This window comes from Vibrio kasasachensis, from assembly GCF_050337565.1.
Classification (GTDB): domain Bacteria; phylum Pseudomonadota; class Gammaproteobacteria; order Enterobacterales; family Vibrionaceae; genus Vibrio; species Vibrio kasasachensis.
Genome location: NZ_JAKJTB010000027.1, coordinates 1 through 19,311, shown reverse-complemented (window position 1 = coordinate 19,311; position 19,311 = coordinate 1). Strand labels below are relative to the sequence as shown.

Genomic DNA, 19,311 nt, shown 5'->3' with positions numbered 1-19,311 from the left:
GATGAACTGGCTACAACGACGCTACTGGTACTACAAACTCAAAGGCTCACCATTTCAACACTATTTTGGGGCACTCTCGAAAGGTGAATATGTCTCTCTCGATTGTGAAACCACCAGCTTAGACCCAAAACGCGCTGAGCTCGTCACGATAGCAGCAACAAAAATAATTGATAATCGCATCATTACCAGCAAGCCTTTTGAGGTCCGTTTGCGTGCCCCGCAGTCACTCGATTCAGGTTCAGTCCGTATCCATAAAATTCGTCACAAAGATCTTGAAGATGGTATCGATGAAAAACAAGCGCTACTCCAACTGATCAACTTCATTGGTAACCGACCTCTTGTTGGGTATCACATACGATATGATAAGAAAATTCTCGATCTTGCTTGCCGAAAACAACTCGGTTTTCCGCTCCCCAACCCGCTGATTGAAGTAAGCCAGATCTACCATGACAAATTAGAGCAACACCTCCCCAATGCATACTTCGACTTAAGTTTAGATGCGATATGTAAGCACTTAGACCTACCTTTGCAAGACAAACACGATGCGCTGCAAGATGCCATTTCTGCCGCTTTAGTCTTCGTTCGGTTGACCAAAGGCGACTTACCCAGTTTGAGTTTCCCTTATCATCGCTGATTCTTCATTTGGTTAATTACCACACTAAGCAGTACAAGTTTTAATCTCACTCCACTCCCATTAATCCTAAAGTCTAATTGTGAAAATAGTCGCTGTGATTGACAGTTATAGTATTGCTAGGTTCAGGCTTTTCGGCTTACTAGGCTAAAGTTTGAATAATAAAAGATGTGACTTTAAATGCCTCAATACTATTTTCGCGTTTAAAGAATCGCTCAATTCACAAGGAGAGAAGCAATGAGTGAAGTCCATGTTTATCCAGTTAAAGACAATATCAAAGCGACCACACACGCGGATAAAGATACCTATCTTGCCATGTATCAGCAGTCAGTTTCCGATCCTGAAGGATTTTGGAGTGAACACGGTAAAATTGTTGACTGGATTAAACCATTCACCCAAGTAAAAAGTACTTCATTCGACACCGGACATGTAGATATCCGCTGGTTCGAAGACGGCACACTCAACGTTTCTGCTAACTGTATCGATCGTCACTTAGCCACACGCGGTGATGAGGTTGCCATCATTTGGGAAGGTGACGATCCCGCTGATGACAAAACCTTAACCTTTAATGAACTGCACCACGAAGTATGTAAATTCTCGAATGCGCTAAAAGATCAAGGCGTTCATAAAGGTGATGTGGTTTGTCTATACATGCCAATGGTCCCTGAAGCTGCCATCGCGATGCTAGCGTGTACCCGCATCGGCGCTGTGCATACAGTGGTATTTGGTGGTTTCTCGCCAGAAGCATTATCTGGACGAATCATCGACTCAGATTCAAAAATCGTCATCACCGCAGACGAAGGTGTTCGCGGCGGTCGCGCAGTACCATTGAAGAAAAATGTCGACGAAGCATTAACCAACCCTGAAGTGAAATCAATTGAAAAAGTGATCGTCTTCCAACGCACTGGCGGCGATGTCGATTGGCATGAGCACCGTGACGTTTGGTGGCACGAAGCCACAGCCAAAGTCTCGGCTGATTGCCCACCTGAAGAAATGAAAGCCGAAGATCCACTGTTCATCCTCTACACTTCCGGCTCTACAGGTAAACCCAAAGGCGTACTTCACACAACTGGCGGCTACCTTGTGTATGCCACAATGACCTTCAAGTACGTGTTTGATTACCAAGAAGGTGAAACCTTCTGGTGTACTGCCGATGTAGGTTGGATCACCGGTCATACTTATCTAATTTACGGTCCACTGGCAAATGGTGCCAAAACGATTCTATTTGAAGGTGTACCTAACTATCCAAAAACCAACCGTATGAGTGAAGTGGTTGATAAGCACCAAGTAAACATACTCTACACTGCTCCTACCGCAATTCGTGCTTTGATGGCGAAAGGCAATGAGGCTGTTGAAGGTACTTCGCGCACCAGTTTGCGTGTTATGGGTTCCGTCGGTGAGCCCATCAACCCAGAAGCGTGGGAATGGTATTATAGAACAATCGGTAATGAAAAATCCCCGATTGTAGATACGTGGTGGCAAACCGAAACTGGCGGAATTCTTATCGCGCCACTACCCGGAGCTGTGGATCTAAAACCAGGTTCAGCAACTCGCCCGTTCTTTGGTATTCAACCCGCGTTGGTTGATAACATGGGTAATATCATTGAGGATCAAGCGGCTGAAGGTAACCTCGTTATCCTCGATTCTTGGCCAGGGCAAATGCGCACAGTATATGGTGATCATGAACGCTTCGAGCAGACTTACTTCTCAACCTTCAAAGGTATGTATTTTACCAGTGATGGCGCTCGTCGTGATGAAGATGGTTACTACTGGATCACAGGTCGTGTAGATGACGTACTAAACGTATCAGGACACCGCATGGGAACGGCTGAGATCGAATCAGCATTGGTTTCACACGATAAGATTGCCGAAGCCGCGATTGTAGGTATTCCGCATGATATTAAAGGACAAGCAATCTATGCTTACGTCACGCTTAACGACGGTGAATTCCCATCAGCAGAGCTGCACAAAGAAGTGAAAGACTGGGTTCGCAAAGAAATAGGTCCGATTGCCACCCCAGATATACTTCATTGGACAGACTCATTGCCTAAGACTCGCTCTGGTAAAATTATGCGCCGTATCCTACGCAAAATTGCGACGGGTGATACCAGCAACCTTGGCGACACTTCTACCCTCGCAGATCCAAGTGTGGTTGATAAGCTAATCGCAGAGAAGGCAGAGCTCGCTTAACCTTTGCTTAAAATTCAACCAGCCGTCACTTAGTGGCGGCTTTTTAATGCTCAATCGCAAGTATTTGTCATCTATTTTACTTTCCCGCACAGCGTTTATGTTATCTCGGTTACATAAATAAGATGTGAACATGGGAGATTAGACCAGTAAATTGCTGCTAATTGCGCTGAATTAGCTATAATCGTGGACGATTAAAAAAAATCGCCCAATCTGCACTGAAAAATCGTGCTGATTTATCGTATATTAGGAAACCGACTCGTTTCACTCACGATAAAGGAAGATAGCCACATAATGTCAGCAAAATTACGAATTCTACTTCTGAATGGCCCAAACCTTAATTTATTAGGGTTACGAGAGCCTGCACATTATGGGTCGAATACACTCGACCAAATCGTCGATGCACTGTCGCAACAAGCAACAAATGCGGGCGTAGAGCTCAAACATCTGCAATCCAATCGTGAGTATGAACTAATTGAAGCGATTCATACTGCATACAACCAAGTAGATTTTATTATTATAAATCCCGCAGCATTCACTCATACCAGTGTTGCACTGCGTGATGCGTTACTTGGCGTAGCAATTCCTTTTATTGAAGTACATTTGTCCAATGTGCATGCCCGAGAACCGTTTCGCCATCACTCTTACTTGTCTGATAAAGCACAAGGCGTGATCTGCGGTTTAGGCGCACAAGGCTATGAATTTGCATTGTCTGCAGCGATTAACCATCTGCAAACAAAGTAACCTAACGCTCTGCAACCTCAAGGGGTTGTCTTACTCACAAGATAAAAGAGAAAGTAAACATGGATATCCGTAAAATTAAGAAGCTGATTGAATTAGTAGAAGAATCTGGCATCGCTGAGCTAGAGATTTCTGAGGGTGAAGAGTCGGTACGCATTAGTCGCCATGGCGCAGCACCTATACATGCAGCACCGATTCAATATGCAGCAGCACCTATGCCTATGGCAGCACCTGCACCAGCACCAGTTGCGGCAGCAGTAGCTGAAGCAGCGCCAGCAGCTCCATTAGGTCACCAAGTTCTTTCTCCAATGGTAGGTACTTTCTACCGTTCTCCAAGTCCTGAATCAAAATCATTCATTGAAGTGGGTCAAAGCGTAAAAGCTGGCGACACACTATGTATCGTTGAAGCGATGAAAATGATGAACCAAATCGAGTCAGACAAATCAGGTGTTGTTACGGCAATCTTGGTTGAAGACGGTCAACCAGTAGAATTCGACCAGCCACTTGTTGTAATCGAATAATCGAGGCTGAAGCTATGCTAGATAAATTAGTCATCGCGAACCGAGGTGAAATTGCACTTCGTATTCTTCGCGCATGTAAAGAGCTCGGCATCAAAACCGTAGCGGTGCACTCCACCGCTGACCGTGACCTTAAGCACGTACTGCTAGCAGATGAATCTATCTGTATTGGTCCCGCTCGCGGTATTGATAGCTACCTAAATATTCCACGTATCATTTCAGCAGCAGAAGTGACAGGAGCTGTCGCCATTCACCCTGGTTACGGTTTCCTCTCAGAAAATGCAGATTTTGCAGAGCAAGTTGAACGTAGTGGCTTTATCTTTGTTGGTCCTAAAGCCGATACCATTCGCATAATGGGCGATAAAGTATCTGCAATCAACGCAATGAAAAAAGCTGGCGTTCCTTGTGTACCAGGCTCTGATGGTCCGCTTGACAACGACGATGCGAAAAATAAATCACATGCGAAGCGTATTGGTTACCCAGTAATCATTAAAGCGTCTGGCGGCGGCGGTGGCCGTGGTATGCGTGTGGTTCGAAGTGAAGCTGATCTGGTTCAAGCGATTGCAATGACACGTGCAGAAGCAAAAGCAGCCTTCAACAACGACGTCGTTTACATGGAGAAATTCCTAGAAAACCCACGTCACGTTGAAGTACAGATCATCGCTGATGGTCAAGGCGGAGCTATCCACCTAGGTGAGCGCGATTGTTCTATGCAACGTCGTCACCAGAAAGTCGTTGAAGAAGCACCAGCACCAGGTATTACAGAAGAAATGCGTAAGTACATCGGTGAACGCTGTACTCGCGCATGTCTTGAAATCGGTTACCGTGGTGCCGGTACTTTTGAATTCTTGTATGAGAATGGTGAATTCTACTTCATCGAAATGAACACTCGTATTCAAGTAGAGCACCCAGTGACTGAGATGGTAACGGGTGTTGACCTTATCAAAGAGCAACTACGTGTTGCCGCAGGTCAGCCTTTATCATTCACACAAGATGATATTAAGATCCGTGGTCATGCGATCGAATGTCGAATCAACGCAGAAGATCCTGTGCGATTCCTCCCTTCTCCGGGTAAAATTGAGCGCTTCCATCCACCAGGTGGTATGGGTGTTCGTTGGGAATCTCACATTTATGCGGGCTATACTGTGCCGCCGCACTACGATTCAATGATTGGTAAGTTGATCACATACGGTGAAAACCGTGATGTCGCCATCGCACGTATGAAAAATGCGTTGGGCGAGATGATCATCGAAGGCATCAAAACCAACATTCCACTACAAGTGGCTATTATGAATGACGAGAACTTCCAACATGGTGGGGCAAATATACACTACCTAGAGAAGAAGCTTGGTCTGCAATAATTCACTCGCTTAACCGAGTTAAATGCCCACATAGCGTGGGCATTTCTATTTCTGGCTGCTACACTCTGCGCCATTATTCTGATCCACCCACGTTAAGAGTACTTACTCATGCCTTGGATTCAAATCAAACTCAATGCGACCAAAGACAACGCTGAAATGGTCAGCGATATGCTTATGGAAGAGACCGGCGCGCTATCTGTAACCTTCTTGGACGCGAAGGATACGCCTATATTCGAACCTCTACCTGGTGAGACTCGTTTGTGGGGTGATATCGACATCCTCGCTCTGTATGATGCGGAAGCTGATACTCAGTTTATCACTAACCAAATTCAAGCCAGTGGTATGCTAGCTGAAGGCTTTGCTTACAAAGTTGAGCAACTAGAAGATAAAGACTGGGAACGTGAGTGGATGGACAACTTCCACCCAATGAAGTTTGGCGAACGTCTATGGATTTGCCCGAGCTGGCGCGAGGTTCCTGAACCAGAAGCAGTCAATGTAATGCTAGACCCAGGTCTTGCTTTTGGTACTGGTACTCACCCAACAACGGCTTTGTGCCTTGAATGGCTAGAGAGCATCGATCTAACCGGTAAAACGGTTATCGACTTCGGTTGTGGCTCTGGCATCCTTGCGATCGCTGCGATCAAACTGGGGGCAGAAAAAGTGATAGGGATCGATATTGATCCTCAAGCGCTATTAGCTTCAAAAGATAACGCTGAACGCAACGGAGTTGCAGAACAACTGAACGTCTTCTTGCCACAAGATCAACCAGAAAACATGATTGCAGACGTTGTGATTGCCAACATACTGGCCGCTCCCCTACGCGAACTTTCACCGATAATTAAAAGCTTGGTTAAACCAAATGGTCTATTAGCTATGTCCGGTGTTTTGGATACTCAAGCAGAAGACGTAGCCAACTATTATCGTGACGAGCTTCACATCGATCCAATTAAAGCCCAAAGCGAGTGGTGTCGCATCTCTGGTCGCAAGCAAGGCTAGGTAAGGTTTTCACCTCTAATAGATTGAAATTTATACAAATTAACAAAACAATTTGGTAATGCTCAAATATTAGTCTTTTCACGCAGTGAAAAAATGCGTAAAATGCGCGCCCTTGCTAGTACAGAACTGTGAAGACGTTTTGAAAATAGGTAATCATCAACTCAAGAACAAACTAATCGTCGCTCCTATGGCAGGAGTTACGGATAGACCATTTCGTGAGTTGTGTCTCCACTATGGTGCGGGAATGGCAGTCAGTGAAATGATGTCCTCCAACCCAAAGCTCTGGAAGACAGCCAAATCAAAGCAACGCATGGTACACGAAGGTGAATCAGGCATTCGCTCTGTACAGATCGCGGGATCGGATCCACAGCTCATGGCTGAAGCAGCTCAATTTAGTGTTGATAACGGTGCGCAAATCATCGATATCAATATGGGTTGCCCAGCTAAAAAAGTGAATAAAAAGCTAGCAGGCTCTGCACTACTTAAGTATCCAGATATCATCGAAGATGTTCTGAAAGCGGTAGTAGACGCAGTCAATGTTCCTGTAACATTGAAAACGCGTACTGGCTGGGACCCAGAAAATAAAAACTGTGTCCAAATCGCTAAATTAGCCGAAGACTGCGGCATACAGGCGTTAGCTCTACACGGGCGAACAAAAACTTGTATGTACAAAGGTGAGGCAGAATACGACAGCATCAAAGCGGTAAAACAAGCAATCTCTATTCCGGTTATCGCTAACGGTGACATCGATAGCCCAGAGAAAGCTAAATTTGTACTGGATTATACCGGTGCAGACGCTTTGATGATTGGACGCCCTGCCCAAGGTCGTCCTTGGATTTTCCAGGAAATCCAACACTATTTGGAAAACGGCACCGAGATGCCTGAACTGCCAATTTTGGAAGTGAAAAGCATTCTGCTTGGTCATGTGAACGCTCTACATGAGTTTTATGGAGAGTACTTAGGCCCTCGCATCGCTCGTAAGCATGTGGGTTGGTACCTAAAAGAACATGAACAGGCAATCGAGTTTCGCCGTACCTTCAATGCTATTGATATTGCGCAAGCGCAGATCGATGCACTAGAAGGTTATTTTGATAACGTTGCACCATAATTACGAGAAGAGCTAGACCGAATATGTTCGAACAAAATCTAACTTCAGAAGCATTGACAGTAACTACAGTAACTTCACAAGATCAAATCACGCAAAAGCCACTACGTGATTCTGTTAAAGCATCTCTTAAAAACTATCTTGCACAATTAAACGGTCAGGAAGTTACAGAACTATACGAATTAGTTCTAGCTGAAGTTGAACAGCCACTACTAGACATCATCATGCAGTACACTCGCGGTAACCAAACTCGCGCAGCAACTATGATGGGCATCAACCGCGGTACTCTTCGTAAGAAACTGAAAAAATACGGCATGAACTAATTCAGATTAGTTTATCAATAGGTCATGCTAGCAATAGTATGACCTTTTTTTTACCCCCTTACCCCCGACTGTTCTTACCTTCTTTTCAAAAGCCACATCACTTCTAGCACGTTTTTTTGTACGATTCGTATTGCTCATTCTCAGTCTTGCGTGATTCACCGCCCGTTTAAATAAATTACCCACATCATTAATTTGAATAATTCTCATTCTCCACCCAGTTTTATAGACCAAGCCCATTTTGTTACATACAAACAATCAGCAATGATCGTTTGTTTAAAAAGAAACGGAGCATAAAATGATGAAAGCTGCAGTCGTTAATGAGTTCAAAGGACCATTGGTCATTAAAGACATTCCACTACCGAACGTAAAACCTAGAGATGTGTTAGTAAAAATACATGCATGTGGCGTTTGCCACACCGACTTACATGCTTGCCATGGTGACTGGCCAGTTAAACCTAAAATGCCTTTGGTTCCTGGGCATGAAGGTGTCGGTGAAATAGTTGAAGTAGGCAGTGAAATACACCACCTCAATGTAGGTGATCGTGTAGGTGTGCCATGGCTCTATAGTGCTTGTGGACACTGTGATTACTGTTTTGATGGACAGGAAACCCTCTGTTTAGACCAACACAACGCGGGTTACTCTGTTGACGGAGGTTATGCTGAATACTGCTTAGCCAATGGCGAATACGTGATTAAAATTCCCGATGGGATCAATTATGTTGATGCCGCTCCGCTCTTCTGCGCCGGTGTAACCACCTATAAAGCATTAAAGGTTACTGAAGTAAGACCGGGGCAATGGGTCGCTCTGATTGGCGCTGGTGGATTAGGGCATCTAGCAATCCAATATGCCGTTGCAATGGGGATGAAAGTTATCGCTGTTGACACCGGTGAAGAAAAGCTGGCACTGGCCAAAGAGCTAGGTGCCATACATTGCATTGACTTTATGAAGGAAAGCCCTTCAGAGCGCATTCGCGAAATAACAAATGGAGGTGTTCATGGTGTGGTATGCACTGCTGTCTCTCAGCCCGCTTTCAAAGAAGCCTATTCATCGATTCGCCGCGGCGGAGCTTGTGTCTTAGTTGGACTTCCACCAGAAGAAATGCCAATCCCAATTTTTGACACAGTGCTAAATGGGGTAAAAGTTATTGGTTCAATTGTGGGTACACGGAAAGATTTACAAGAGTGCTTACAATTTGCGGCAGATGGCAAAGTGAAAGCAATCACTCAAGTAAAACAGCTCGAAGACATTAACGAGATCTTTAGTGATATGGAGAAAGGAGAGATCACGGGGCGTATTGTTATGTCTCTCGCATAACCTCCAGGCAAACGGTATTGTATACTGTTTGCCTGCCATTCCTTACCTATTAACACCGTCCACAACGGTATGAACAATTCCAGTAAAAATAAATAGTTAAACTGTGATTAAAGTAAATTGTCTTCTCTATATAATACGTTAGAATGTTTGTTTGCACTTTTATAGGGTCACCTACATTCTATGTTAAACAATCGAGAGGCATGGTTAGATTTCGTTCTAAACTCCTTGCCTGATCATGTCTTTATATTGAATGAAAGTGGTCACTATGTAGATAGTTATGGCGGTCAGTACAACTCGGAAAATTTCGATGCAAAACGCTATATCGGCTTAACTTTAGAACAGGTGCTTTCCGCTGAAAAAGCCGAAGAAATGCAAGCGTGTATCACGCAAGTGATCGAGCAGCGTGATACTTTAGTTATTCGGTACAGTTTAAGGCTACAAGACTACCTGCTACTCTCTGTTGAAGAACTACAAAATTCAAATTTGCCTGAAGAAAGCTGGTTTGAGGCGATCATCAACTATATCGCTCCAACTACCGAGAGATCTCATCATGTTATGTGGTCTGTACGCAATGTCACTCAAACACACCTGCTAGAGAAAAAACTGAAGAAGCTATCTGAAACCGACGAACTAACTGGCGTATTAAATCGCCGCGCGTTTATTTTAGAACTGGAGCAAAAATTTAACACTCAGTTAGAAAAAAAAGAGCATCTCGTTTGTTTGATGATCGACATCGATCATTTCAAAGAAATTAATGACATGGTCGGACATTTATCGGGTGATGAAGTTATAAAGCAAGTTGCGAAAATCTGTCAAAATCAAATTCGTAACAGTGACCATATCGGGCGATTGGGTGGTGAAGAATTTGGCGTTGTATTAAGCAATACTAATGCGATTCAAGCATTCGACATTGCCGAGCGAATCCGTCAATCAATTAGTTTGACAGCTTGTCCGGTCGATGGTCATGATATTTACCCGACAGTCAGTATTGGTATTGCCGAATTTAATCAAGAAGTCACTTCGGTTAAAGCCTTGCTAATCAATGCCGACAAAGCAATGTACTACTCTAAACGTACGGGTCGAGACCAAGTGACCATATATCACGATAACTTACCAGATCTTAAAATTCACTCCGCCGCAAAAGCCTGCATTCTTAAAGCATCCTAATAGCTCCGCACCAACGTCATTTATGCTGATGGCTACACGTGTTTTTATTTTCCCCACTCGCAAGCGCACCTAGTATTGAGCAGTGGCTAGCATTATCGCCAACATCTCCACAGCAAGCATCATTGATTTTTTTAAGCGCCGAACGAATACGGGTTAACTCTTGGATTTTTTCATCAATCACTTGTAGTTTCGCCGTGGTAATAGCTTTAACTTCTGCGCAGCTGTGTTCTGTCGCCTCTAATTTAATCTCAAGCAACTCTCTAATTTCTTCCAAACTCAAACCTAGATCTTTCGCTTTTAAAATAAATACCACTTGTTCCTGGTTTTCTACACTATAAAGGCGATAGCCTGAATCACTTCTTCCTGCTGGTTGAATTAGAGCATTTTTTTCATAAAACCTAAGCGTATCAGCGGTTACACCACAACGCTTAGCTAACTCTCCGATTTGAAACATAACTTATCCTATTAACTCTCTCGTTACTTTTTAGCCTGAAGATGGCGTGATTTGCAATTATTTTTGAGATGCCAAACGATTGCGCAAGCTTTTTTGTAATAAATTAGTTAGAATGCGCCATCAAATTCAGAGCGACTTGAGCTCTTTGAAATGGCAAAAGGTCTTTACCAAAAATGGCCAATATTCTACTCCCATGATGTAGAAACAAGTTCATTTTTGGCAAACATCTTTTAATTCGTGAATTTGAGGAAAATGGAAGCATGAATAACGCTCGTCCTATTCGCCGTGCGCTTATCAGCGTATCAGACAAAACAGGTATTGTTGAGTTTGCACAAGCTCTAGTAGAGCGCGGTGTCGACATTTTGTCTACAGGTGGCACTGCTCGCCTACTGGCAGCGAAAAGCATCCCAGTAACAGAAGTATCTGATTACACTGGCTTTCCAGAAATGATGGATGGTCGAGTTAAGACCCTGCATCCTAAAGTTCACGGTGGTGTTCTTGGTCGTCGTGGTCAAGATGATAGCGTAATGGAACAACACGGTATCAACCCAATCGATATGGTTGTCGTCAACCTATACCCATTCGCGGAAACTGTCGCAAAAGAAGGCTGCACTCTGGCTGATGCGGTAGAGAACATCGATATCGGTGGTCCTACTATGGTTCGCTCTGCCGCGAAAAACCACAAAGATGTGACTATCGTAGTTAATGCTTCTGACTACGACCGTGTGATTACTGAAATGGATAGCAATGAAAGTTCTCTTACGCTTGAAACGCGCTTTGATCTTGCTATTGCTGCATTTGAGCACACAGCAGCTTACGATGGCATGATCGCTAACTACTTCGGCACTATGGTTCCATCTTATGGTGAGAACACCGAAGGCGATGTAGAAAGCCAATTTCCTCGTACTTTCAATCAGCAATTCATCAAGAAACAAGATATGCGCTACGGTGAAAACAGTCACCAGAATGCCGCGTTTTATGTCGAAGAAAATCCGCAAGAAGCTTCAGTATCGACTGCGCGCCAAATTCAAGGCAAAGCTCTTTCTTACAATAACATCGCAGACACCGATGCTGCGTTAGAGTGTGTGAAAGAGTTCGACGAACCTGCATGTGTCATCGTTAAGCACGCAAATCCATGTGGTGTTGCTTTAGGTAAAAACATTCTAGAAGCCTACAACCGCGCCTACCAAACCGATCCAACATCAGCATTTGGCGGCATCATTGCATTCAACCATGAACTCAATGCCGAAACCGCTTCCGCGATTGTTGAGCGCCAATTCGTAGAAGTTATCATCGCGCCTTCTATTTCAGTTGAAGCAATCGAAATCGTTGCGGCGAAAAAGAACGTTCGCTTACTAGAGTGTGGTGAATGGTCCACGAAAACGACTGGGTTTGATTTAAAACGTGTTAACGGTGGTCTACTGGTTCAGGACCGTGACCAAGGCATGGTTTCTGCTGATGACCTTAAAGTGGTATCTAAACGTCAACCAACACAAGAAGAACTGAAAGACGCTCTCTTCTGTTGGAAAGTAGCAAAATATGTAAAGTCTAATGCGATCGTTTACTCGAAAGGCGATATGACTATTGGTGTAGGTGCTGGTCAAATGAGCCGTGTTTACTCTGCAAAAATTGCTGGCATCAAAGCAGCTGACGAAGGTCTAAAAGTTGAAGGCTGTGCAATGGCATCAGATGCCTTCTTCCCATTCCGTGACGGTATTGATGCCGCAGCTGAAGCGGGCATCAAGTGTGTTATTCAACCGGGCGGCTCTATGCGCGATGACGAGGTTATTGCAGCAGCAGATGAACATGGTATGGCGATGATCTTTACCGGAATGCGCCATTTCCGTCACTAATTCTCTTATCATCACTGGAGCGGTAACTTTGTTAGCGCTCCCATTGATTTAAAGAGGGCTCAATCTAATTTGAGAAAAGATTCATCGTTTTGTTTTTTAAATATTTAGATATTTGAAATGCGCTAGAGCAAGTCAGTGATTTTAGTTCTAGGAAAAAGCGCGCAGTTTATAAGTATAAATGAGCACTTTTGACACCGAAATAAAACCACTGACACAGCTATAAGGATTTGAAAATGAATGTATTGATTATTGGTGCTGGCGGTCGTGAGCATGCGCTGGGCTGGAAAGTGGCTCAAAACCCAAATATTGAAACTATTTTTGTTGCACCAGGAAATGCTGGTACAGCGCTTGAGCCGAAACTAGAAAATGTAGCTATCGATGTGGAAGACATTGAAGCGCTAGTCGCTTTTGCAAAAGAAAAATCAATTGAACTGACTATTGTTGGTCCTGAAGCGCCTTTGGTTATCGGCGTGGTTGATGCGTTCCAAGCTGTTGGCTTACCAATCTTTGGACCATCTCAGGCTGCCGCTCAACTCGAAGGTTCAAAAGCTTTCACCAAAGATTTCTTAGCGCGCCATAAAATCCCGACAGGTGCTTACGCAAACTTCACTGAAATTGAACCTGCATTGGCTTACGTTCGCGAGCAGGGAGCTCCTATCGTGGTTAAAGCTGACGGTCTCGCGGCAGGTAAAGGCGTCATTGTCGCCATGACTTTACAAGAAGCTGAAGATGCGATTGAAGATATGCTTGCTGGCAACGCTTTCGGCGAAGCTGGCAGCCGAGTTGTTATCGAAGAGTTCCTTGAAGGCGAAGAAGCAAGTTTCATCGTAATGGTTGATGGCGAAAATGTACTGCCGATGGCGACCAGCCAAGACCATAAGCGTGTAGGCGATAAAGATACAGGTCCGAACACAGGTGGTATGGGAGCTTATTCTCCAGCACCAGTTGTCACAGCAGATATCCATAACCGTATCATGGAAGAAGTTATCTACCCTACCGTTCGCGGTATGGCTGCAGAAGGCAACCCTTACACTGGTTTCTTATACGCTGGTCTAATGATCGATCTAGATGGCACACCTAAAGTAATCGAATACAATTGTCGATTCGGCGACCCAGAAACACAACCAATCATGATGCGCATGCAATCCGACATGGTTGAACTTTGTCTGGCTGCGATTGATAAGAAGCTCGACCAAGTCGAGTCTAAATGGGATCCAAGAGCTTCAATCGGCATCGTATTGGCGGCTGGCGGTTACCCTGCGTCATACAACAAGGGCGATGTCATTACAGGGCTGCCTCAAGTTGAAATCGACGGTGAAAAAGTTTTTCATGCGGGTACAGATAATAACGTAGGTGATATCGTGACTAATGGTGGCAGAGTACTGTGTGCAACCGCATTAGGGAACACAGTTTCTGAAGCTCAGAAGCGCGCTTACGAGCTTGCTAAACAAATTAGCTGGAATGGTGTGTTTTATCGCAACGACATTGGTTACAGAGCGATTGAGCGCGAAAACGAAGCTTAATTAGTTTACAAAAGTAAAAAGGCGCTCTAGGAGCGCCTTTTCTATTCTTCTAATATCTGCGGACGTTCAATACAGCTCTGATTGTCATCTTTTAGCATCAGCAAGTCTTCAACAATCAATCGATCACCACTCTTGCTACCGACAAATACGACGTAATTGTCTATCCCAGCTAAACGATCAACAATAAAACTAGGCAAGCTCTGATTGAACTCTAATGTTTGAAACTCTTTACCGGCACAAGTTTCAAACTCACGTCCATCCCAGTAACCTTGAATTAGCTCCACGCCCGCTTTGTCTTGTGCTTTGGTTTTTTGTACAACATTAGCGGCTTCATTCTTAAGTTGCGTCAGCATTGCTGACTTTAATGGTAAAACCTTACCATCTATGCGGTATTGCTGATAAACCGCTTCGCCTTGCTGATTAAACCGCACATGTATCTTATATGGAACTAAACCAGCGCCAGTTCTTAATTGCTCACCTTCGCGAATCAGCTCTCTAACACTGCCATTTTCCCAACGATAGTTACTTTTATAGCTACCATAATCACCAGCAACCACATAGTCGGCAGCACTTAATGGGACAGTTAAACGATCAGTAAACCAATACAAACTGGTTGCATCCCCCATACTCTGACCACCAGAGTGCTGTAGGGTTGTTTCGAGCGTTGAATTAGAAATATCGGCAGAACAACCGAAAAGAAAAGAAATGATTAGTGAAGGAAGAAGAATTTTTTTCATATTTTCAAGTAAACGCCAAGGTCAATACAGACCTTGGCGTAAATTTATTATTTCACTGCATCTTTAAGAGCTTTACCAGCAACGAAAGCAGGAACATTAGCTGCTGCAATCTGGATTTCTGCACCAGTCTTAGGGTTACGACCTGTACGCGCTGCGCGGTGATTTACTTTGAATGTACCGAAACCAATTAGTTGGACTTGGTCACCCTCTTTTAGTGCGCCTGTTACGCCCTCAAGAGTTGCTTCAAGAGCAGCTTTAGCTTGTGCTTTTGATAGGTCTGCTTTCTCTGCGATAAAGTCGATTAATTGGGTTTTGTTCATTAGGTTTCCCTTCTCATATGTTATCGAATTAAACTCACTCTAAAACATAAATGCCCCATCTGGCAAAGGTTTGTAGGCATTCTTTAGCTTCAATGCCTTACTTTTAACCACAATATGAGTAATAACTCACAAATTGTTACTAGCTGAGCCATAATCAATACTTGTTTTTCAACCAATTTAACCTTATTTATAAACAGATCAACCTACGTGAAGCCTGATATTACTGGGTTTGAACGATTACAAAATACACACACCAATAATGCCCAGGTATAATGACTTGCTTTCACTTTGAACAGTGATAGCATTCGCAGCAAAATTAGGTCGTGATTATAACTATCATAGGAACAATATGTTGCTGTTAACTATATACGTCAGTATCGCAATTGGCGTATCGTTTGTTTGTTCAGTTCTTGAAGCGGTCTTACTAAGCATTAGCCCTAGTTATATCGCTCAAATGCGCCACAAAGGGCACCCTGCCGCGGATAAGCTTGCGAGCTTAAAGAAAGATATTGACCGCCCATTAGCCTCCATCCTAACCCTAAATACTATTGCTCACACAATCGGTGCTGCAACTGCTGGCGCTCAAGCTGCCGTGGTATTTGGTAGCGAATGGCTAGGCGTTTTCTCGGGCGTATTGACCTTAGCGATCCTCGTGCTATCAGAAATTGTACCTAAGACCATTGGTGCCACCTATTGGCGCCAGCTTGCACCATTCTCAGCAACAACCTTGCGATGGATGGTTTGGTTGTTAACACCATTTGTATGGTTCTCAGAACAAATAACCAAACGCCTTGCTCGCGGACACGTAGCGCCAAAAATGCGTGATGAGCTTTCTGCAATGGCACTACTCGCTAGAGAAAGTGGTGAGTTCGCCGAAGGTGAATCAAAAATTCTCAGTAATTTGCTTGGCATTCAAGATGTACCCGTCACTCAAGTAATGACACCACGCCCAGTGGTATTCCGAGTTGATGCAGAGATGACTATCATCGAGTTTCTAAGAGAACACCGTGATACCCCATTCTCACGCCCGCTTGTATATAGTCAAAGCAACGATAATATCGTCGGGTTTGTACATCGATTAGAGCTATTTAAACTTAAACATTCAGGCAGTGGCGACAAACAGCTTGGATCGGTAATGCGCCCAGTGCACGTAATCTTGAATAACATGCCGCTACCTAAAGCATTCGACCAAATGCTATCTAAACGTCTCCAATTGGCGCTAGTGGTGGACGAGTACGGTACAGTTCAAGGTTTGCTGACTCTAGAAGATATTTTCGAGCATCTAATCGGTGAAGAAATTGTCGACGAAGCGGACAGTACGACTGACATGCAAGAACTGGCATTCGAACGTTGGGAGAAATGGAAAAAGCAACATGGTGTAATTGAAAGCCGTGATGACGACGACGAATCTGATTCAAGCAAAAAAGAACGATAATTGAAAATGGAAAACAAAAGGGAGCTTACGCTCCCTTTTTTAATTTTGTTTAAAGACTAATGCCGATATTACTAACGGCTTCTTCTTTAATTTCATCTCGAAGATCTTTAATCAAATCAATATCACGTTCTTCGGCGTCTTTTAAAGGACGGAAGATAGCCCACTGAACATCCCACTCAGCGCAAACAGCTTCATTGTCTTTCTGGTTTTCATCTGTAATTTCGGCATCTGTTTGCACTTCTTCTAATTGTGCGACTGTCATTACAGACTGTTGACTCACTTTTTGCATACTTTCAAAAAGATCATCACGGTCGAGTAAGCCATGAAGCAATGTCGACAAGCCTATACAAGCATCAATAGCTGGGTAAACACCGTAGAAATCGTAATCTTCAGAGCTTGGAATTATTTCTTCCAACTTCTCAAGTTGACGCTCGAAGTTAACCTTCGCAGTCTTGACAGTAAGTTGTTCCCAAATACTATCTAGGATGTCACGATAGGTGCGAGCTGGAGCAAACTGGGAGGTTTCACAAAACATCGCGTAGTTTGGATACATACGCTCACACAGACAAGCCATGAAGGTTATCTGTTTCCAAGGTTCTAACTTCTCAAGACGAAGCTGAAGCGGGTTTCTTAGCATATTGACTCAATTGGTTGCAGGAAAATACAGCGGCAGTTTACTTGATAACCAGCAGGGAACAAAGAAAAGCCTATGAACATTTTTACAAATAAACTCTATATATTGACCGAGCAAAACGATATCTATCGAGATCTCATTGAATCCCTAGCGTTACCAAACCTGCACTTAACTACAAATAAACAAGAAGCTGACGTGGTTTTAGCTGCTCCCCCTTTACTTGCTTCACAGCTCGATGAGTTTGAAAATCTTAAATGGGTTCAATCAGTATATGCAGGTGTCGACTCTCTAATGCACCATAGGATGCGCCAAGATTATCTACTAACTAATGTCAAAGGCATATTTGGACAACAAATCGCTGAATATGTACTTGGCTATACTATTGAGCACTATCGTCACTTCCTCACCTATCGAACACAACAACAAGCACAGCGGTGGGTGCCATACCAATACCAAACTCTGAGCAATAAAACGATGTCGATTGTAGGAACGGGTACGATTGGAACGCACTTAGCGAAAGTATCAAAAGCATTCGGCATACGGACCATAGGTGTGAATACTCGAGGAATACCAACGAAAGACTCACCTTTTGATGAGATCTACCATATCGACGAACTAAACAATGCGATTGAAAAATCTGACATTGTTGTTAGTACATTACCCAGTACACCCAATACAATCGGCGTATTCAACCAACAAGTACTATCTTCAGGGCAAGGTATATTGATCTTTAACGTGGGCAGAGGAAGCAGTATCAACCAAGATGATCTACTTGAAGCTCTAGACAAAGGCTATATTGAGCAAGCCTTTCTAGATGTATTCGAGCAAGAACCATTGAATATTGAACATCCCTACTGGAAGCATCCAAAAATAACGCTCACCCCTCATATCGCGGCTCTTAGCTTTCCAGAACAAGTCGTAGAGGTCTTTGCTAACTATTATAAAAACTGGGAGAAGGGCTTTACGATACGCGACTGTATCAATTTTGATAAGGGCTACTAATGCTAGAGAAGCTGTTAGCTGAAATACGTCAATGTCGCTTATGCGAACCTCAATTACCTTTGGGTGCAAACCCTATAATACAAGCACATGAAAAAGCGCGCATTTTAATTATAGGTCAAGCACCAGGTACTAAAGTGCATACAACAGCAATCCCCTGGAATGATGCAAGTGGCGACAGGCTTCGCTCTTGGTTACAAATCGATAAAGACGTTTTTTACGATGCAACGAAAATCGCCATAATGCCGATGGGGCTTTGTTACCCAGGAAAAGGACGTTGTGGTGATCTACCGCCACGAAAAGAATGCGCCCCTCAATGGCACCAGCAAGTGCTCGATCAACTGCCGAATATAAAAACAACGCTGCTCATTGGTCAATATGCACAACATTACTACTTGAAACAGAAGCCTAAAAGTCTTACCGAAACCGTTCAATCTTGGCAACAATGGGCACCTCAGTGCATCCCTATTCCTCACCCATCTCCACGCAATACACTTTGGCTCAAACGCAATCCTTGGTTTGAACAACAAGTCGTTCCTTATATCCGTCGATACCTACACTCACAATTGAGCATCAAGTAATAACGATATATTTCGAACAAAGTTATTTACACGGTATTTCGCGCATACGAAAAAGCCCTGCTATTGCTAGCAGGGCTTTACGATTAATGGCGGAGTGGACGGGACTCGAACCCGCGACCCCCGGCGTGACAGGCCGGTATTCTAACCAACTGAACTACCACTCCGCAGCGGTATATCTTACTAAATAAAGTCTTATGGTTAGATTGCTTTATCTAGTTTTGCCTTTAGATTTTTTAAAATCTAAAAACAAGTAATCAAGCCTGGCGATGTCCTACTCTCACATGGGGAGACCCCACACTACCATCGGCGCTATTGCGTTTCACTTCTGAGTTCGGCATGGAGTCAGGTGGGTCCGCAACGCTATGGTCGCCAAGCAAATTCTTTAATTCGGAAAGCTGGTTTCTCTAAAATAGAGAGTAAAGTTCTAATAC

At 43.8% G+C, this 19,311-nt stretch carries 19 protein-coding genes, 1 tRNA gene and 1 rRNA gene; 15 read left to right on the top strand and 6 right to left on the bottom strand.

Features of this window, described 5'->3' with window-relative positions; genetic code table 11:
* Position 1 precedes the first annotated feature (1 nt).
* The 10 genes from L4C38_RS19350 to L4C38_RS19305 all read left to right on the top strand — a co-directional run bounded on the left by L4C38_RS19350 (position 2) and on the right by L4C38_RS19305 (position 10,344).
* Complete coding sequence (locus L4C38_RS19350) at positions 2 to 634, top strand: 3'-5' exonuclease (RefSeq protein WP_428799186.1); 633 nt, start codon at positions 2 to 4, stop codon at positions 632 to 634.
* A 234-nt stretch (positions 635 to 868) separates the two neighbouring features.
* Positions 869 to 2,821: an acetate--CoA ligase gene (gene acs / locus L4C38_RS19345; protein WP_428799185.1), complete on the top strand. Its 1,953-nt coding sequence runs from the start codon at positions 869 to 871 to the stop codon at positions 2,819 to 2,821.
* A gap of 291 nt (positions 2,822 to 3,112) precedes the next feature.
* Complete coding sequence (gene aroQ / locus L4C38_RS19340; protein WP_428799184.1) at positions 3,113 to 3,562, top strand: type II 3-dehydroquinate dehydratase; 450 nt, start codon at positions 3,113 to 3,115, stop codon at positions 3,560 to 3,562.
* A gap of 59 nt (positions 3,563 to 3,621) precedes the next feature.
* Positions 3,622 to 4,080: an acetyl-CoA carboxylase biotin carboxyl carrier protein gene (gene accB, locus L4C38_RS19335; protein WP_428799183.1), complete on the top strand. Its 459-nt coding sequence runs from the start codon at positions 3,622 to 3,624 to the stop codon at positions 4,078 to 4,080.
* A 14-nt stretch (positions 4,081 to 4,094) separates the two neighbouring features.
* Positions 4,095 to 5,438, top strand: coding sequence for an acetyl-CoA carboxylase biotin carboxylase subunit (gene accC / locus L4C38_RS19330; protein ID WP_428799182.1), 1,344 nt, complete (start codon positions 4,095 to 4,097; stop codon positions 5,436 to 5,438).
* 108 nt (positions 5,439 to 5,546) lie between these two features.
* Complete coding sequence (gene prmA, locus L4C38_RS19325; RefSeq protein WP_428799181.1) at positions 5,547 to 6,434, top strand: 50S ribosomal protein L11 methyltransferase; 888 nt, start codon at positions 5,547 to 5,549, stop codon at positions 6,432 to 6,434.
* Between the two features lie 139 nt (positions 6,435 to 6,573).
* Complete coding sequence (dusB, locus tag L4C38_RS19320) at positions 6,574 to 7,542, top strand: tRNA dihydrouridine synthase DusB (protein WP_428799180.1); 969 nt, start codon at positions 6,574 to 6,576, stop codon at positions 7,540 to 7,542.
* A 23-nt stretch (positions 7,543 to 7,565) separates the two neighbouring features.
* Positions 7,566 to 7,862 (top strand): DNA-binding transcriptional regulator Fis, encoded by a 297-nt coding sequence (fis, locus tag L4C38_RS19315; protein WP_004397332.1) that lies wholly within the window; start codon positions 7,566 to 7,568, stop codon positions 7,860 to 7,862.
* Between the two features lie 298 nt (positions 7,863 to 8,160).
* The gene (adhP, locus tag L4C38_RS19310) at positions 8,161 to 9,177 is read left to right on the top strand and encodes an alcohol dehydrogenase AdhP (RefSeq protein WP_428799216.1); all 1,017 of its coding nucleotides are present in this window, start codon (positions 8,161 to 8,163) and stop codon (positions 9,175 to 9,177) included.
* Positions 9,178 to 9,357: 180 nt separating this feature from the next.
* The gene (locus L4C38_RS19305; protein ID WP_428799179.1) at positions 9,358 to 10,344 is read left to right on the top strand and encodes a sensor domain-containing diguanylate cyclase; all 987 of its coding nucleotides are present in this window, start codon (positions 9,358 to 9,360) and stop codon (positions 10,342 to 10,344) included.
* A 16-nt stretch (positions 10,345 to 10,360) separates the two neighbouring features.
* On the opposite strand, the gene zntR is transcribed toward L4C38_RS19305, so the two are convergent.
* Positions 10,361 to 10,798 carry a Zn(2+)-responsive transcriptional regulator gene (zntR, locus tag L4C38_RS19300; RefSeq protein ID WP_428799178.1) on the bottom strand — a complete coding sequence of 146 codons (438 nt, stop codon included), beginning with the start codon at positions 10,796 to 10,798 and terminating at the stop codon, positions 10,361 to 10,363.
* 260 nt (positions 10,799 to 11,058) lie between these two features.
* On the opposite strand from zntR, the gene purH reads away from it, so the two are divergent.
* Both purH and purD read left to right on the top strand, forming a co-directional pair.
* Entirely contained in the window at positions 11,059 to 12,651 is a 1,593-nt protein-coding gene (purH, locus tag L4C38_RS19295) for a bifunctional phosphoribosylaminoimidazolecarboxamide formyltransferase/IMP cyclohydrolase (RefSeq protein WP_428799177.1), read from the top strand.
* Between the two features lie 233 nt (positions 12,652 to 12,884).
* The gene (purD, locus tag L4C38_RS19290) at positions 12,885 to 14,174 is read left to right on the top strand and encodes a phosphoribosylamine--glycine ligase (protein ID WP_428799176.1); all 1,290 of its coding nucleotides are present in this window, start codon (positions 12,885 to 12,887) and stop codon (positions 14,172 to 14,174) included.
* Between the two features lie 41 nt (positions 14,175 to 14,215).
* On the opposite strand, the gene L4C38_RS19285 is transcribed toward purD, so the two are convergent.
* Together L4C38_RS19285 and hupA are read right to left on the bottom strand one after the other, a co-directional pair.
* On the bottom strand, positions 14,216 to 14,911 hold the full coding sequence (locus tag L4C38_RS19285) for a DUF1481 domain-containing protein (protein ID WP_428799175.1): 696 nt from the start codon (positions 14,909 to 14,911) through the stop codon (positions 14,216 to 14,218).
* 47 nt (positions 14,912 to 14,958) lie between these two features.
* The gene (hupA, locus tag L4C38_RS19280; RefSeq protein WP_040989200.1) at positions 14,959 to 15,231 is read right to left on the bottom strand and encodes a nucleoid-associated protein HU-alpha; all 273 of its coding nucleotides are present in this window, start codon (positions 15,229 to 15,231) and stop codon (positions 14,959 to 14,961) included.
* Between the two features lie 349 nt (positions 15,232 to 15,580).
* On the opposite strand from hupA, the gene L4C38_RS19275 reads away from it, so the two are divergent.
* The gene (locus L4C38_RS19275; protein ID WP_428799174.1) at positions 15,581 to 16,666 is read left to right on the top strand and encodes a CNNM domain-containing protein; all 1,086 of its coding nucleotides are present in this window, start codon (positions 15,581 to 15,583) and stop codon (positions 16,664 to 16,666) included.
* Between the two features lie 49 nt (positions 16,667 to 16,715).
* Here the strand turns inward: L4C38_RS19275 and L4C38_RS19270 are convergent, their stop codons facing one another.
* Entirely contained in the window at positions 16,716 to 17,303 is a 588-nt protein-coding gene (locus tag L4C38_RS19270; RefSeq protein ID WP_428799173.1) for a YjaG family protein, read from the bottom strand.
* 72 nt (positions 17,304 to 17,375) lie between these two features.
* Here L4C38_RS19270 and L4C38_RS19265 point away from each other — a divergent pair, with 72 nt between their 5' ends.
* Together L4C38_RS19265 and L4C38_RS19260 are read left to right on the top strand one after the other, a co-directional pair.
* A complete protein-coding gene (locus L4C38_RS19265; protein ID WP_428799172.1) occupies positions 17,376 to 18,302 on the top strand; it encodes a D-2-hydroxyacid dehydrogenase in 927 nt (308 codons plus the stop codon).
* Complete coding sequence (locus tag L4C38_RS19260) at positions 18,302 to 18,880, top strand: uracil-DNA glycosylase family protein (protein ID WP_428799171.1); 579 nt, start codon at positions 18,302 to 18,304, stop codon at positions 18,878 to 18,880. The genes L4C38_RS19265 and L4C38_RS19260 overlap by 1 nt, the downstream gene beginning before the upstream one ends.
* 87 nt (positions 18,881 to 18,967) lie before the next feature.
* Here L4C38_RS19260 and L4C38_RS19255 read toward each other — a convergent pair.
* Positions 18,968 to 19,044 (bottom strand) — tRNA-Asp (locus L4C38_RS19255).
* A gap of 94 nt (positions 19,045 to 19,138) precedes the next feature.
* A 5S ribosomal RNA gene (rrf, locus tag L4C38_RS19250) occupies positions 19,139 to 19,254 on the bottom strand.
* Positions 19,255 to 19,311: the final 57 nt, after the last annotated feature.